We start from the raw sequence: 15314 nt of genomic DNA on the forward strand, positions 1-15314 counted from the left end.
ACGTCCATGCTCGAGAACGAGCCCGAGGGCGGCGAACGGACCGGTTCCCAGCCGGCCGGCGACACCGCTGACCGCACCACCGACACCGGCCGCGCCGGCGGTGACACCGTCACCGGCACGGCGGATCTCACCGCGGGCGGCCCTACCGCCGAGGGGGCGGCCCCGGCCGGCGGGCCCACCGCCGCGCAGGGCGAGGCCGCCGGGGATGCCGCCGCCGAGGCGCCGGCCCCGCCGCCCCGCAAGCGGGCCACCCGTCGGCGGGCCACCCCGCTGAACCAGCCGGAGCAGACCGAGGCTCCGGTGGAGGCGTCCACCTCCGCCGGCTCGGCCAGCGGGGAGGCCCCCCAGGCCGAGGTCCTCGCCCCGATCGCCGGTGAGCTGGAGGAGGCGCCGAAGACGCCGCGTCGACGCCGGAAGGCGACCACCGCGAAGGCGACGGCGGAGCCGATCGTCGCCGCCGCCGCGGAGGAGGCCGGCGCGGAGGTCGTACCCCCGGTCAAGGTCACCCGGACCCGCCGCCGCAAGGCCGCCGCGCCCCCGGCGGAGGCCCCGGCCGCCGAGCCGGCCGAGGCCGCCGAGACGGGCGAGCAGCCGACGGAGGCCGAGCCGACGCCGGCCGTGGCCGAGCCGACGCCGGCCGTGGCCGAGCCGCCGGCAGCCCAGCCGCCGTCCGCTGCCGCAGCCCAGCCGGATGCTGTCGCTGCCGGCGGTGCCGTGGACCAGCCGGCAGCCGGCGCGACCGAGGCCAGCCAGCCGGCCGCTTCCGGCCGGGCCGCCGCCGGGCGTGGCCGCCGCCGGTCCAGCGGCGCCGAGAACCGTTCCGGGGAGGTGCCGCCCGGGGTGGCCGTCTCCGGTGCCGTCGAACTGCCGGCCGGCACCGCCGAGGCTGCCGAGATCATCGAGCCGGCCGAGCCCGCCCAGGCCGCCGAGCCCGCGCCGGCCAGCCAGCCCGCCGAGCCCGCCACGCCCGGCGAGCCGGTCGAGGCCGCCGAGCCGAGGACCCGCCGGCGGCGGGCCGTCCTCTCCGCGCCGACCGTCCTCTTCATGGCCCCGCAGCCGGACGAGCCGCCGGTCGCCCGCGTCGTGGTGTCGACCCCCGTCGAGCCGGAGCCGGTCGAGGAGGAGCCCGAGCCGCCCCGCCGGCGTCGCCGCGCCCGGCGCGAGGTCGAGCCGGTCGAGCAGGCCGAGGCGCCGGAGGTCGAGGAGGAGCCGGCCGCCGAGGCGGAGGAGCCCGAGGCCGCCGAGGACGAGGAAGACGAGGAGAGCGCCGCCCGTCGGCGTCGCCGCCGGGGACGCCGGGGCCGGGGCCGGGGCAAGGGCGGCGCGGACGAGGCCGACGACGACGAGGCCGAGGAGGCCGCCCAGGCCGAGGAGCCCGAAGCCGAGGGCGACGAGGACGAGGGCGAGGGCGAGACCGACGAGGGCGGGGACGGGCTGACCCGTCGTCGGCGGCGTCGCCGCCGCCGGGGCGCCGGGGACACCGACGGGGGCGCCGACGACGGCGTGCCGACGGTCGTCAAGATCCGGGAGCCGCGCAAGGCCGTCGACGAGGTGCAGGGCGTCTCCGGCTCGACCCGGCTGGAGGCCAAGCGGCAGCGCCGCCGGGACGGCCGGGAGCAGCGCCGGACCCGCCCGCCGATCCTGAGCGAGTCCGAGTTCCTGGCCCGCCGGGAGGCGGTCGACCGGGTGATGGCCGTCCGCCAGCGCGGTGACCGCACCCAGATCGCCGTCCTGGAGGACGGCGTGCTGGTCGAGCACTACGTCACCCGCAACTCCTCCGGCACCATGGCCGGCAACGTCTACCTCGGCAAGGTGCAGAACGTCCTGCCGAGCATGGAGGCGGCCTTCGTCGACATCGGGCGCGGCCGCAACGCCGTCCTGTACGCGGGCGAGGTCAACTGGGACACCACCGGCCTGGAGGGGCGGGCCCGGTCGATCGAGCAGGCCCTGCGCTCCGGCGACTCGGTGCTGGTGCAGGTCACCAAGGACCCGATCGGGCACAAGGGCGCCCGGCTGACCAGCCACATCGCGCTCTCCGGCCGGCACCTGGTCTACGTGCCGAACGGCAACGCCTCGGGCATCAGCCGCAAGCTGCCGGACACCGAGCGTAAGCGGCTGCGCGACGCGCTCAAGAAGCTGGTCCCGGACGGCGCGGGCGTGATCGTCCGGACCGCCGCCGAGGGGGCGAGCGAGGACGAGCTGGCCCGCGACGTCAAGCGCCTGCAGGCCCAGTGGGAGGACATCCAGGCCAAGGCCGCCTCCGGCGGCGCTCCGGTGCTGCTCTACGAGGAGCCGGACCTGGTCATCCGGGTCGTGCGGGACCTGTTCAACGAGGACTTCCGCGAGCTGGTGATCGAGGGCGACGAGTCGTACGGGATGGTCGAGTCCTACCTCTCGCACGTCTCGCCGGACCTGGTCGACCGGGTGCGCCGGCACGCCGGCACGACCGACGTGTTCGCCACGTACCGGATCGACGAGCAGATCCTCAAGGGCCTGGACCGGAAGGTCTTCCTGCCCTCCGGCGGCTCGCTGGTGATCGACCGCACCGAGGCGATGACCGTCATCGACGTCAACACCGGCAAGTACACCGGCTCCGGCGGCAACCTGGAGGAGACGGTCACCCGGAACAACCTGGAGGCGGCCGAGGAGATCGTCCGCCAGCTCCGGTTGCGCGACATCGGCGGCATCGTCGTGATCGACTTCATCGACATGGTGCTGGAGTCCAACCGCGAGCTGGTGCTGCGCCGGCTCACGGAGTGCCTCGGCCGGGACCGCACGAAGCACCAGGTCACCGAGATCACCTCGCTCGGGCTGGTGCAGATGACCCGCAAGCGGATCGGCGCGGGGCTGCTGGAGGCGTTCAGCGAGCCCTGCGAGTGCTGCAAGGGGCGGGGCCTGATCATCCACACCGAGCCGGTGCCGGAGAAGCCCCGTTCGGGCGGCGGCGCGGGGGACAAGGTCAAGGCGGTCGCCTCGGCGGCCCCCGCCGCCGCACCGGCCCCGGCCGAGTCGGTCGGCGGGGCGTCGTCGCGGCGTCGGGCGCGCAAGAGCGCGGCCCCGGAGCGCACGGTGGTCGAGGTGGTCGAGGCGCCGGCCGACGCCGACACCGAGGCCGACTACCACGACACGATGGGCTACGACCTGTCCCGGTACGAGGCGGACACCGCCGCCGCGCCGGCCGTGGCGGACAGCCAGCAGGGCGAGTCCGCCCGGCTGGCGGGTGCCGACGACCCGGACGCGCTCGGCGACGACGAGGGCGACGGCGACGGCGGCGACACCGGTGGCGGCCGGCGGCGCTCCCGCCGGGGTGGCACCCGGCGGCGTACCCGCCCGTGACCGGCTGACCGGCCGCGCGTTTCGCAGGGCCCCTGCCCGGGTGACAGCACCGGGGCGGGGGTCCTGTCGCGTGCCGGACCCCGGTTAGGATCGGCCACCCCCGGTCAGGAGAAGAAGAATGCGTCGTCTGCTCGCCCTCACCGTCGCCGCGGTCGTCCTGTCCGCCACGGCGGCCTGCTCCGCCGAGCGCTCCGGCTCCGACCCCGCCGACGGGCCGGGCGGCTCCTCCCCGGCGGCGGTCGGCGGGGCGACCCCGGGCGGCGGGGGCGCGGCACCCGGCGCGTCGGGCGGGCCGCCCGCCGCGAGCGGCGCGGCCGGTGGGAACGCCCCGGAGGTCTGCGCCGCCGCCCAGCAGGCCAGCGGCGCGGCGGTCCGCACGTACGTGGCGGAGCTGGGCCGGATGATCGGTGCGGTCGGCGCGAGCGACAGCGCTACGGCGGAGGCCGCCCGCAAGCGGGCGGAGGCGGCGTTGACCGGCTGGCGCACGGCGCTGCGGGAGCAGTCGACCCGGGCGACCGACCCGCAGCTGCGGACGCTCCTGGCCGACCTCGCCACCGAGGTGGGGATGCTCGGCACCGACGTGGACGCGATCGACGAGGAGGAGCTGGACGAGCTCCAGCAGCGCCTCGACCAGCTCTGCGCCCGCTGACCGGCTCCCCGCCGGCCGGCGGGACGGCGCACCCCGGTTTGGGTGTCGCCCCGCCGATGGCGTACGCTATCTTGCGGCGCACTTTGGTGTGCCGAGTTCCCGCGTGCCCGCGCCGCCGCGCTTCTGCTACCCGGCGAGCCGCCGAGGGAACGACCGCCAGCAGCCTCAACGACAGGGAGTCCGCCTCCGATGTACGCGATCGTCAAGACCGGCGGCAAGCAGTACAAGGTCGCCGAGGGCGACGTGATCGAGGTCGAGAAGCTCGCCGGTGCCCCCGGCGACGCGGTGAAGCTCACCGCGGTGCTCCTCGTCGACGGTGACGACCTGGTGACCGACGCGGCGAAGCTTGCCGAGGTCGCGGTGTCCGGCGAGATCGCCGCGCACACCAAGGGCCCGAAGATCAAGATTCACAAGTTCAAGAACAAGACCGGCTACCACAAGCGCCAGGGTCACCGCCAGCCGCTGACCCAGGTCAAGGTGACCGGCATCTCCAGCGGGAAGTAGGTCGTCCTCAGATGGCTCACAAAAAGGGTGCGTCCAGCTCGCGCAACGGCCGTGACTCCGCGGCCCAGCGACTCGGCGTGAAGCGCTTCGGTGGTCAGGTCGTCAGCGCGGGTGAGATCCTCATCCGGCAGCGTGGCACCAAGTTCCACCCCGGTGACCTGGTCGGCCGCGGCGGCGACGACACGCTCTTCGCGCTGGCCGCCGGCTCGGTCCTGTTCGGCACCAAGCGCGGTCGCAAGACCGTCAGCATCGTGCCGCAGCAGTAGTTTCGACGCGTCGCGGGCCGCGGACCGGTTGGTCCCGGCCCGCTTCGCTTTTTCTCGTACGTGCGGGGCGTCTCCCGCTGGAAGGATTGACGACGTGACGATGTTCGTGGACCGGGTCGTCCTGCACCTGCAGGCCGGCGACGGCGGGCACGGCTGTGTCTCGATCCACCGGGAGAAGTTCAAGCCGTTCGGGGGCCCGGACGGCGGCAACGGCGGGCACGGCGGCAGCGTGACCCTGGTCGTCGACCCGCAGGTGCACACCCTGCTCGACTTCCACTTCCACCCGCATGTCAAGGGCGAGAACGGCAAGGGCGGCGCGGGCTCGAACCGGGACGGCGCGAACGGGCGCGGCCTGGTGCTCAAGGTGCCCAACGGCACCGTCGTGCAGACCCCCGGCGGCGAGGTGCTGGCCGACATGGTCGGCGCGGGCACCACGTTCGAGGTGGCCCGGGGCGGCCGGGGCGGCCGGGGCAACGCCTCGTTGGCCAACGCCCGGCGCAAGGCCCCCGGCTTCGCCGAGCTGGGCGAGCCCGGCGAGCAGCTCGACGTGGTGCTGGAGCTCAAGAGCGTCGCCGACGTGGGCCTGGTCGGCTTCCCGTCGGCCGGCAAGTCGTCGCTGATCTCGGTCATCTCCGCCGCCAAGCCGAAGATCGCCGACTACCCGTTCACCACCCTCGTGCCGAACCTGGGCGTGGTCCGGGTCGACAACCACACCTTCACCGTCGCCGACGTGCCCGGGCTCATCCCCGGCGCGGCCACCGGCAAGGGCCTCGGGCTGGAGTTCCTCCGGCACGTCGAGCGCTGCGCGGTGCTGGTGCACGTGATCGACACCGCGACGCTGGAGCCGGGCCGGGACCCGCTGGCAGACATCGACGCCATCGAGTCGGAGCTGAGCCAGTACGGCGGGCTCACCGACCGGCCCCGCCTCGTCGCCCTCAACAAGATCGACGTGCCGGACGGCCGGGACCTCGCCGACATCGTCCGCGCCGACCTGGAGGCCCGTGGCCTGCGGGTGTTCGAGGTCTCCGCGGCGACGCACGAGGGCCTCAAGGAGCTGATGTTCGCCATGGCGGAGCTGGTCGAGAAGGCCCGCGCCGCCGCCCCGCCGGCCGAGCCGACCCGGATCGTCATCCGCCCGAGGGCGGTCGACGACACCGGCTTCACGATCACCGCCGAGCCGGACGGCTCGTTCACCGTCCGGGGCGAGCGGCCGGAGCGCTGGGTGCGGCAGACGAACTTCGACAACGACGAGGCCGTGGGCTACCTGGCCGACCGGCTGGCCCGCCTCGGCGTCGAGGACAAGCTGGCCAAGGCCGGGGCGAACCCGGGCGACCTGGTGCGCATCGGCGAGCGCGAGTTCGACTGGCAGCCCACCCTCTACGCGGGTGTCGACTTCGTCCCCGGCAACCGGGGCACCGACGTGCGGCTGGAGGAGAAGTCGAGCCGCCCCTCGGCCGCCGAGCGGCTCGCCGCGCGCAAGGCCCGCCGGGTGCGGCCCGCCGACGAGCTGGGGGCCGACGTCACCGACGACGAGCCGACCGCCGACGACGACCTCGCCGACGACCTCGACGACGAGCAGTGGGCGAGCGACGAGAAGTAGGCGGCGACGGGGAGCGGCCCGGCGACGCGACGACGACCGCTCGCGGGGCCTCCGCCGGCGGGTCGCCCGCCGGAAACCTGCCGGAAATCCGCCGCGCCTAGCTTGACGGGATGCTGATCGAATCGCGGCCCACGACCGACCCGGAGATCGCCACCCTGGTCGTGGCGCAGCAGCGTGAGCTGCGCGAGGCCGACGGCGGGCTGGACGGGCAGGTGACCGTCACCCACGAGGACATCCGCTACCTCGCCGTCGTCGACGCCGGCCGGGCCGTCGCGTGCGGCGGCATCCAGGAACTCGACCCGCGCACCGGCGAGCTGAAGCGGATGTACGTCCGGCCCGCCTTCCGGGGCCGGGGGATCGCCCGCCAGCTGCTGGCCGCCCTGGAGGACCTGGCCTTCCAGCAGGGGTACGCCGAGCTGCGGCTGGAGACCGGCAGCTACCTGCCGGCGGCCATCGGCCTCTATACCTCCTGCGGGTACGCCCCCATCCCCGTGTACGGCGAGTACGTCGACAACCCGTACAGCCGCTGCTTCGCCAAGCGCCTCCCGGTGGCCGCCTGACTTCGCGGGCGCGCGCCGGCCGGGCGGGGCGGCCCGGTCAGGGGCGGTCGATCGGGTCGTCCAGCCGACCGCCCGTGCCCACCCGGTTGGACAGCAGCAGGCCCAGGGCGAGCATGCCGAGGCCGAGCAGCAGGTGCAGGAAGTCGTCCGCGCCGTTGAGCGGGATGAAGTTGGCCGCGCCGTGCTCGTTTTCGGCGAACTTGACGAACAGCCCGTAGAGGCAGAGCCCGAGATAGAGCGCGCCGCCGCCGGCCAGGAAGACCCGGGCCCCGGCGACGCTGCGGGCCAGGGCCAGCCCGGCCAGCCCGAAGATCAGGTGCAGGGCGTTGTGCAGGACCGAGACCTGGAACAGCCCCAGCAGCTCGGCGCCCGAGTGGTGCCCGGCGAAGGTCAGGTCGTCGTACCCGGTGGTGATGCCCGGGACGAAGCCGAGCACCCCGAGCAGGAGGAAGAGCACGGCCACCGCGACGGCGGCCACCTGCACCCGGGCCCGTGGGCGCTGCCGGTCACGCGCCATCGATGTCACCTCCGTGGATCAGCAGCCCCCGACGATCCTCCATTGTGTGTGCGCGGCGACACGTTCCGCAGAGAAACCGGGAATCAGGTGTGGGCCCTCGGAGCGAGGGTAGGTCAAAAGACGCCGACAGGATGAACGCTGGCGAATCCCCTGATTTGACTACCGTGACGACTTATCGAGCGGAAGGGACATCATGACCTACGATCTCTCACCTACGACGTCCACGTACGGGCAGGAGTCGAGCAACGGCCACGGCGTACGCGATCAGGCCCGCCAGGTGGGCTCGGAGGCCGCGCACGCGGGCGGTGCGGTCGCGCAGACCGCCAGGGAGCAGGGCCGGGAGGTCGTCGGCGAGGCCACGCGGCAGGCCCGCAACCTCTATGGCGAGGCCCGCGACCAGCTCGCCGGGCAGGCCGGGGAGCAGCAGCGCCGGGGGCCGGCGGGCTGCGTTCGCTGGCCGACGAGATGCGCACGATGGCGCAGAACAGCGGCCAGTCCGGCCCGGTGACCGAGCTGGCCCACCAGGCCGCCGAGCGCGTCAACGGCGTTGCCGGCTGGCTGGAGGAGCGGCAGCCCGGCGACATCCTCACCGAGGTCAAGGACTACGCCCGCCGCAACCCGGGCACCTTCCTCGTCGGCGCCGCCGTGCTCGGCGTGCTCGCCGGCCGGCTGACCAGGGAGCTGTCCGCGGCGTCCGACGGCGCCGGCGGCGGCCCGACCCCGGCGTACGACCCGGAGCGCACCGCCGTCATCCCGACGCCGCCGGCCCAGCGTGCCGTGCCGGACCAGATCCCCCCGGGCGGCTACCTCGACCCGACCCCGAGGCCGGCCACACCGGCCAGGGCGCGGCCTACCCCGACCCGGGCACCACCACCGGCTACGCCGACCCGGCGGACGGCACCGGAACGCCGCTGCCCCCGGTGACCCGGACCGACCCGCTGCCGGGCGTGCCGTCCAGCGGCGCTTCCCGCCTGTGAGCCGTCGAGCCAGCCGAAGGGAGGAGACGGCATGACCGCGCCGACGCAGGACCCCGGACTCGACTCCGGGTACCACCCCGCGGGTGCCCCGCACGCCGCGGACGAGGTCAGGAGCAGCTCGATCGGTGAGCTGCTGCGCCAGGTGAGCACCGACCTGTCCACGCTGATGCGCCAGGAGGTGGAGCTGGCCAAGGCCGAGATCCGCCAGGAGGGCAGGAAGGCGGGCAAGGCCGCCGGACTGTTCGGCGGCGCCGGCTTCGGCGGGTACATGGTGGCGCTGTTCCTGTCGATCGCGCTCTGGGCCGGGCTGTCCAACGTGCTGGCCGCCGGCTGGGCCGCGTTGATCGTCGCCGTGCTGTGGGGCGCGATCGCCGCCGTCCTCTACTCCCTGGCCAAGAAGCACGCCCAGCGCGTACGCGGCCTCAGGCAGACCAACGACAGCGTGCAGCGCATTCCCGACGCGCTCAAGCCCCACCCGGAGGGAGTCACCCGATGAGCACCGATCCCGACCAGATCCGCCGGGAGATCGAGGCCACCCGCAACAGCCTCAGCACCGACGTGGACGCCCTGGCGTACAAGGTCAGCCCGGGCCGCATCGTCGACGACCGCAAGCAGCGGGCGCGCAACGCGCTGCAGAATGTGAGGGACAAGGTCATGGGCACCGCTCCCGACTACGGCCACAGCACCGGACACGCCGCCCACGCGGTGGCCGACCGGGCGTCGTCGGCCGCGTCCACGGTGAGCGACAAGGCGCACTCGGCGGCCTCCACCGTCGGCGACGCCGCCCAGCGGGCGCCGCAGGTGCTGCGGGAGAAGTCCGAGGGCAACCCGCTGGCCGCCGGCCTGATCGCCTTCGGCGTCGGCATGCTGGTCTCCTCCCTGATCCCGGCGAGCCGCCGCGAGCAGCAGGTGGCCGCCCAGGTCAAGGAGCGGGCCGGCGCGCACGCCGGCGCGGTGAAGGAGAAGCTCGGCGAGGTCGCCGGCGAGCTGAGGGAAGAGCTGCGCGAGCCGGCGCAGCACGCGGGCGAGTCGGTGAAGGCCACCGCCCAGGACGCCGTGCACGCCGTTCGCGACGACACCCGGTCGGCCGCCCACGACGTGAAGGACCACGCGCAGCAGTCCCGCGACCAGGTGCGGTACTGACGGAGGAGATCCCGCCGCAGCTCGCGGCCCCGGGTTGGGAAGGGTCCCCTGTACAACAGAATGCGTTAACAGGGGGCCCTTCCTTGCACCGGGGTCAGGCGGTGCGGCGCACGTCGGCGATGACGAGGCCGCTCGGCGGCAGGGCGGGCATCCGCCGCAGGTCGATCGCGAGGTCCTGCGGCGGGACCTCGTAGCGCATGGTCGTGGTCAGGTTGGTGACGGCCCGCTTCAGCAGCTCGATGGTGATCCACTCGCCGGCGCAGCGGTGGCCGGTCAGGTGCTCGCCGCCGCCCTGCGGCACCAGCGCGTACGGGTCGCCGCGCCAGCCGGCGAAGCGCTCCGGACGGAACCGTTCCGGCTCGGGCCAGAGCGCCTCGTGGTGGTTGGTGCCGTACAGGTCGAGCAGCACCCGCCGGCCCTGCGGGAAGTGGTGCCCCTGCCAGTCGAAGGAGCGCCGCACCCGGGCGGCGGCGACGGGGAAGAACGGGTAGTAGCGGCGTACCTCCTGCACGAAGCACTCGGTGGCGTCGTCGTCGCCGCGCACCTGGTCGCGCCACTGCGGGTGGTCGTGCAGGGCGAGCGCGGCGAAGACCACGAAACGGTCGACGGCGACAGTGGGTCGCAGCACGTTGAGCAGCTCCACGGCGGCGATCCGGCGGGGCAGCAGCTGCCCCCGGCCGTCCCGGTGCTCGGCGACCGCCCGCAGCGCGCTGCCCGGCGGGGCCGGCAGGACGCCCACCCGGGCGCGTTCGACGACCTCCCCGAGCCACCGCTCGCCGCGGCGGCGGCCGACCCGGCCCCGCCAGTGCCGGGGGCCGAACGCGGTGGGCCCCTCGATCATCGACCGCATGACGGCGGTGCGCCGGGCCACCTCGGTGTCGGCCAGCGGCACACCGGCCCAGGCGCAGACGGCCCGGGTGAGCAGCGGGGCCACCTCGTCGTGCAGCACCACCCGGCCGGCGCGCTCCCAGGCCGGCACCCGGGCCCGCCACTCGTCGTCGAAGAGCTGGCCGAGCTGCCGGACCGCCGACGGCGTCATGATCGACATGAACATGGCCTTGCGGTCGTGGTGGGCCGCCCCGTCGAGGCCCTGCACCCCGCCCACGCCGGTGAGGGTCCGCTGCATCCGCTTCGGCGCCGCGCCCGCCCGGACGAAGCGCTCGGGGTCGTAGAAGATCGCCGCCGCGGGTCGGCCGCGCAGGCAGATGGTCGGTTCGAGCAGCAGCCTGGTCTGGAAGATGTCGGTGCCGTACCGGTCGCAGCGGTCGCCGATGAACCGGTAGCCCTCCCGCAGCAGGGCCAGGGTGCTGTCCGGGCTGCGGTCGGCCGGCATGCTGGCCATCGGACCCCTCCTGACGTTCCCCGCCCGGTGGCACCGCGCGGTGGGGGTTCGTCTACCCACGTCGCGGCGGCCGAATCCCCGCAGCCCGGCCGAGCCCGGTCGAGGCTTGCGGAGGCCGACGGCGCGACGGCGGTCCGCGCGGCGGGCGCCGGCTGGCCCCTCCCAGGGCGCCGGGAACCTGGTTGGCTGGAGCGCACGGGCCGGCGACCGGTCGGTCCGGGGCGCTCGGGCCGCCGGTGGCGGGAGCGTCCGGGCAGTCACGACGGGGAGGACACATGCGGGAGAACGCGTCGCGATACTGGCGACAGCGGCGGGCGGTCGACGCGCTGGGCGCGGGCCGGGCCGGCGGCGGGGAGCCGGTGGGCCCGCTGCTCGCCCGGCCCCGCCGGGAGCAGCGCCCACCGCGCTGGTTCACCGTGCATCTCGGCTTCGCCGCCGCCGGGCCCGACCTGGCCCGCGAGCTGGCCGTGACGTACGCCGAGGGGCTGAGCGTGCTCCGCCCCGAGCTGGCCCTCGGGGCCGCCGCGCTGTCCCCGGCTGACGCCTGGCACCGGGCCGAGCGGCTGTTCTGCGGGGCGGTCGGCCCCGACGGGGAGCGCTGCGCCGACGTGGCCGGTCACCCCGGCTTCCATCACGCCCCGGGCCCCGGCGGCCTCGGCTGGGGCGACGGCGACTGACGGGCGTTTCGGGCGGTCAGGGCGGTTCGGGGCCGGGCCGTGACCGGCTGCCGCTCCCGGGGACGCACGTCGGCGTGCCGTCCCCGCGGGCGACGGGCGGTCGCGGCCCGGCGGCCCGGTTCAGTCCAGGTCGAACTCGCCGTCCTGGGCGCCGGCGACGAACGCGTCCCACTCGGCCTGGGTGAAGACGAGCACCGGGCCGTCCGGCTCGGCGGAGTTGCGCATGCCGATCAGGTCGTCGACGAAGGCCACCTCGACCGCGCCGTCCGAGGTGTCCCCCTCGGCCCGCTGCCAGACCGCCCGGGACAGGTCGAAGTCGCCCTTGGGGTGCTGACCCATTGTTGCTTCCTCCATCGCATGCCGTGACGGGAAACGAGTGTGGTTCCCCATCGGGCAGGATAAGCGGATGCCGAGCCTGAGCCGTGTAGAGGCGACCGCGCGTGGCGCGTTGATTACCGTCGAGTCCTACCACGTGGACCTCGACCTGACCGCAGGCGACGAGCGGTTCCGCTCGCACGCCACCATCCGCTTCCGGGCGACCCCCGGCGCGGAGACCTTCGTCGAGGTGCTGCCCGCGCAACTGCTGGGGGCACGCCTGAACGGGCGGCCCCTCGACCCGGCGACGCTCGCCGGCAACCGGTTGCCGCTGACCGGCCTCGCCGAGGCCAACACGCTGGTCGTCGAGGCCGAGATGGCCTACTCGAACACCGGCGAGGGGCTGCACCGGTTCGTCGACCCCGCCGACGGCGAGACCTACCTCTACGCCATGTCCTTCCTGGACAACGCGCAGCGCATCTTCGCCGCCTTCGACCAGCCCGACCTGAAGGCCCCGGTCCGGCTCGCCGTCACCGCGCCGCCGCAGTGGACGGTCGCCGCCAACGGCGCGCTGGCCGCGACGCCCCGGCCGGGGCGCTGGGAGTTCGCCCCCACGGCCCCGCTGGCGCCGTACTTCGTCACGCTGATCGCCGGGCCGTGGCACGTGCGCCGCGCCGAGCACGACGGCATCCCGCTGGGCGTCTGGTGCCGGCGTTCGCTCGCCGCCCACCTGGACGCCGACGTCGAGGAGATCCTCACCGTCACCCGCCAGTGCCTGGACCGGTTCCACGAGCTGTTCGCCGAGCGGTACCCCTTCGGCAAGTACGACCAGGCGTTCGTGCCGGAGTTCAACGCCGGCGCGATGGAGAACCCGGGCCTGGTCACCTTCCGCGACGACCTCGTGTTCCGCTCGGCGGTCACCGACACCCAGCGCGAGCTGCGGGCCACCACCATCGCCCACGAGATGGCCCACATGTGGTTCGGCGACCTGGTCACCATGCGCTGGTGGGACGACCTGTGGCTCAACGAGTCGTTCGCGGAGTACCTGGGCACCCGGGTCACCGCCGAGGCGACCCGGTTCGACCGGGCGTGGACGACGTTCGCCCTGCGCCGCAAGGGCTGGGGGTACGCGGCCGACCAGCGTCCCTCCACCCATCCCGTCGCGCCGGAGGAGGTCGCCGACGCCGCCCTGGCGCTGCTCAACTTCGACGGCATCTCGTACGCCAAGGGCGCCAGCGTGCTGCGCCAGCTCGTCGCCTGGCTCGGCGACGACGCGTTCCTGGCCGGGCTGAACGCCCACTTCGCGGCGCACCGGTTCGGCAACGCCACCCTCGCCGACCTGCTCGGCGCGCTCTCCACCGCCGCCGGGCGGGACCTGTCGGGCTGGGCCGAGCGCTGGCTGCGCCGGGCCCAGGTCAACACCCTGCGGGTCGACGTGACGCTCGACGCCGACGGTCGGTACGCGGACGCGGCGATCGTGCAGACCGCCCCGGCCGGCCACCCGGTGCTGCGCCCGCACCGCGTCGGCGTCGCCCGGTACGCCGCCGACGGCACCGTCACCCGCGACGAGGTCGACCTCGACCCGGACGCCGACGGCGGCCGGACGGTCCTCGCCGGGCTACGCGGGCAGCCGGCCGCCCAGCTGCTGTTGCCCAACGCCGGTGACCTCACCTTCGCCAAGATCCGCCTCGACCCCGCCTCCGTCGACGCGGTGCCGCTGGTGCTGCCGACCCTGGCCGACCCGCTGGCCCGGGCCCTGCTGTGGGGCGAGGCGCTGGACGCGGCCACCGACGGCGAGCGGCCGGTGGCCGCCCTGGTGGAACTGGTCGCCGCCGCGCTCCCCGGCGAGACCGAGGTGATCATCGTGGAGGACGTGCTGCGCACCGTCCGGCCGCTGGTCGACCGCTATCTCGACCCCCTCGCCCGGGAGGCGGCGCTGCTCCGGCTCGCCGGTGCCGGCCAGCGCCTGCTCGCCGCCGCCGAGCCGGGCGGGTCGCGGCAGCTCGCCGCCGCCCGGGCCCTGATCGGGGCCAGCACCGACGTCGACCTGCTCGCCGGCTGGCTGGCCGGCGACGGCGTCCCCGCCGGGCTGGCCGTGGACGCCGAGCTGCGCTGGGCGCTGCTGGGCCGGCTCGTGGTGCTCGGCGCGGCCGGGGAGGCCGAGATCGCCGCCGAAAGGGTGGCCGACCCGAGCGCCACCGGCGCCGAGCGGGCCGCCCGGTGCCGGGCCGCGCTGCCCGACCCGGCCGCGAAGGCGGCGGCGTGGGAGATCGTGGTGCGCAACACCGAGCTGTCCAACCGGCTGGTCGAGGCGGCCGCGCAGGGGTTCTGGCAGCCCGAGCAGGTTGAGCTGACCGGGCCGTACGTCGAGCGGTACTTCGCCGACATGCCGGCGGCGGCGCGCAGGCGTACCCCCTGGGTCGCCGACCAGGTCGCGGCCGACGCCTACCCCCGCTACGCCGTGGCGCAGCCCACCCGGGAACTGGCCGCGGCGCTGCTGGCCCGCGACGACGTCACGCCCGGCCTGCGCCGGGTGGTCACCGACGCCGACGACGACCTGCGCCGCGCCCTGGTGGCCCGCACCGCCGTGGCCGCCGCCTCGGCCTGATCCGCCGCGGCCCGGGGACCGTACGCCCCGTTCCGTCCCGTCTTCGGCCTTCCCCTGGCCCCGGCCGCGCCCGCGGCCCGGGTCGGGGGAGGGGTCGAGAACCGGGTCGGGGGCGCCGCCGCGCGCGGCCCGCATACGATCTGCGGGTGCGGGAAGACATCCGGCGGGTCGGGATCATGGGCGGCACGTTCGACCCGATCCACCACGGTCACCTGGTCGCGGCCAGCGAGGTGGCCGACCGGTTCGGGCTGGACGAGGTCGTCTTCGTGCCGACCGGGCAGCCGTGGCAGAAGGCGGACCAGCCGGTCACCCCGGCCGAGGACCGCTACCTGATGACCGTCATCGCCACCGCGTCCAACCCCCGGTTCCAGGTCAGCCGGGTCGACATCGACCGGGGTGGGCCGACGTACACCGTCGACACGCTGCGCGACCTGCACGCCGAGTACGGGCCGAAGGTGCAGCTCTACTTCATCACCGGCGCGGACGCGCTGGAGCGGATCCTGTCCTGGAAGGATCTCGACGAGATCTTCGCGCTGGCCCACTTCATCGGCGTCACCCGCCCCGGGTTCGAGCTGACCGACGAGCACGTGCCCGCCGACACGGTGAGCCTGGTGCAGGTGCCCGCGATGGCCATCTCGTCGACCGACTGCCGCGCCCGGGTGGCCCGGGGCGAACCGGTCTGGTATCTGGTGCCCGACGGTGTGGTGCAGTACATCGCGAAACGGCGCCTCTATCAGCAGTGATCGCGCCGGATATGCGGTCGTTCGTCCCCGAAACCGGCCAGAACCGACAGGTCGTCACGCGGACGGGTGTGAGACGC

Annotated in this window: 16 protein-coding genes; 13 read left to right on the forward strand and 3 right to left on the reverse strand. The window is 74.9% G+C overall.

Annotated elements, in window-relative coordinates; genetic code table 11:
* Positions 1-6: 6 nt before the first annotated feature.
* The 6 genes from GA0070558_RS01760 (at position 7) to GA0070558_RS01785 (ending at position 6915) form a co-directional block, all read left to right on the forward strand.
* Complete coding sequence (locus GA0070558_RS01760; RefSeq protein ID WP_091274852.1) at positions 7-3336, forward strand: Rne/Rng family ribonuclease; 3330 nt, start codon at positions 7-9, stop codon at positions 3334-3336.
* Positions 3337-3454: 118 nt separating this feature from the next.
* Positions 3455-3985 carry a hypothetical protein gene (locus tag GA0070558_RS01765; RefSeq protein ID WP_091274856.1) on the forward strand — a complete coding sequence of 177 codons (531 nt, stop codon included), beginning with the start codon at positions 3455-3457 and terminating at the stop codon, positions 3983-3985.
* Between the two features lie 189 nt (positions 3986-4174).
* On the forward strand, positions 4175-4489 hold the full coding sequence (gene rplU / locus GA0070558_RS01770; RefSeq protein ID WP_007072512.1) for a 50S ribosomal protein L21: 315 nt from the start codon (positions 4175-4177) through the stop codon (positions 4487-4489).
* An 11-nt stretch (positions 4490-4500) separates the two neighbouring features.
* Entirely contained in the window at positions 4501-4755 is a 255-nt protein-coding gene (rpmA, locus tag GA0070558_RS01775; RefSeq protein WP_043966727.1) for a 50S ribosomal protein L27, read from the forward strand.
* A gap of 94 nt (positions 4756-4849) precedes the next feature.
* Entirely contained in the window at positions 4850-6355 is a 1506-nt protein-coding gene (obgE, locus tag GA0070558_RS01780; RefSeq protein ID WP_077938720.1) for a GTPase ObgE, read from the forward strand.
* Positions 6356-6465: 110 nt separating this feature from the next.
* Complete coding sequence (locus GA0070558_RS01785; RefSeq protein WP_091274860.1) at positions 6466-6915, forward strand: GNAT family N-acetyltransferase; 450 nt, start codon at positions 6466-6468, stop codon at positions 6913-6915.
* Between the two features lie 37 nt (positions 6916-6952).
* Here the strand turns inward: GA0070558_RS01785 and GA0070558_RS01790 are convergent, their stop codons facing one another.
* Entirely contained in the window at positions 6953-7432 is a 480-nt protein-coding gene (locus GA0070558_RS01790) for a DUF4383 domain-containing protein (RefSeq protein WP_077938721.1), read from the reverse strand.
* 193 nt (positions 7433-7625) lie between these two features.
* Here GA0070558_RS01790 and GA0070558_RS34045 point away from each other — a divergent pair, with 193 nt between their 5' ends.
* The 4 genes from GA0070558_RS34045 to GA0070558_RS01805 all read left to right on the forward strand — a co-directional run bounded on the left by GA0070558_RS34045 (position 7626) and on the right by GA0070558_RS01805 (position 9552).
* Positions 7626-7940, forward strand: coding sequence for a hypothetical protein (locus GA0070558_RS34045; protein WP_256091702.1), 315 nt, complete (start codon positions 7626-7628; stop codon positions 7938-7940).
* Entirely contained in the window at positions 7907-8356 is a 450-nt protein-coding gene (locus tag GA0070558_RS34050) for a hypothetical protein (protein ID WP_256091703.1), read from the forward strand. Before GA0070558_RS34045 ends, GA0070558_RS34050 begins: the two co-directional genes overlap by 34 nt.
* A gap of 84 nt (positions 8357-8440) precedes the next feature.
* Positions 8441-8905, forward strand: a complete 465-nt coding sequence (locus GA0070558_RS01800) for a phage holin family protein (protein ID WP_091274864.1) — start codon at positions 8441-8443, stop codon at positions 8903-8905.
* Positions 8902-9552, forward strand: a complete 651-nt coding sequence (locus tag GA0070558_RS01805) for a DUF3618 domain-containing protein (protein ID WP_091274867.1) — start codon at positions 8902-8904, stop codon at positions 9550-9552. The genes GA0070558_RS01800 and GA0070558_RS01805 overlap by 4 nt, the downstream gene beginning before the upstream one ends.
* A gap of 94 nt (positions 9553-9646) precedes the next feature.
* Here GA0070558_RS01805 and GA0070558_RS01810 read toward each other — a convergent pair whose 3' ends face one another.
* Positions 9647-10894, reverse strand: a complete 1248-nt coding sequence (locus tag GA0070558_RS01810; RefSeq protein ID WP_091274873.1) for a cytochrome P450 — start codon at positions 10892-10894, stop codon at positions 9647-9649.
* Between the two features lie 275 nt (positions 10895-11169).
* Between GA0070558_RS01810 and GA0070558_RS01815 the strand changes: the two genes are divergently transcribed.
* On the forward strand, positions 11170-11571 hold the full coding sequence (locus GA0070558_RS01815) for a hypothetical protein (RefSeq protein ID WP_091274877.1): 402 nt from the start codon (positions 11170-11172) through the stop codon (positions 11569-11571).
* Between the two features lie 120 nt (positions 11572-11691).
* On the opposite strand, the gene GA0070558_RS01820 is transcribed toward GA0070558_RS01815, so the two are convergent.
* Positions 11692-11910 (reverse strand): DUF397 domain-containing protein, encoded by a 219-nt coding sequence (locus GA0070558_RS01820; protein ID WP_036372843.1) that lies wholly within the window; start codon positions 11908-11910, stop codon positions 11692-11694.
* 67 nt (positions 11911-11977) lie between these two features.
* On the opposite strand from GA0070558_RS01820, the gene pepN reads away from it, so the two are divergent.
* Positions 11978-14494 (forward strand): aminopeptidase N, encoded by a 2517-nt coding sequence (gene pepN / locus GA0070558_RS01825; protein ID WP_091274880.1) that lies wholly within the window; start codon positions 11978-11980, stop codon positions 14492-14494.
* A gap of 146 nt (positions 14495-14640) precedes the next feature.
* A complete protein-coding gene (gene nadD, locus GA0070558_RS01830) occupies positions 14641-15237 on the forward strand; it encodes a nicotinate-nucleotide adenylyltransferase (protein WP_077938728.1) in 597 nt (198 codons plus the stop codon).
* Positions 15238-15314: the final 77 nt, after the last annotated feature.

It is taken from the genome of Micromonospora haikouensis (genome assembly GCF_900091595.1).
Lineage (GTDB): Bacteria > Actinomycetota > Actinomycetes > Mycobacteriales > Micromonosporaceae > Micromonospora > Micromonospora haikouensis.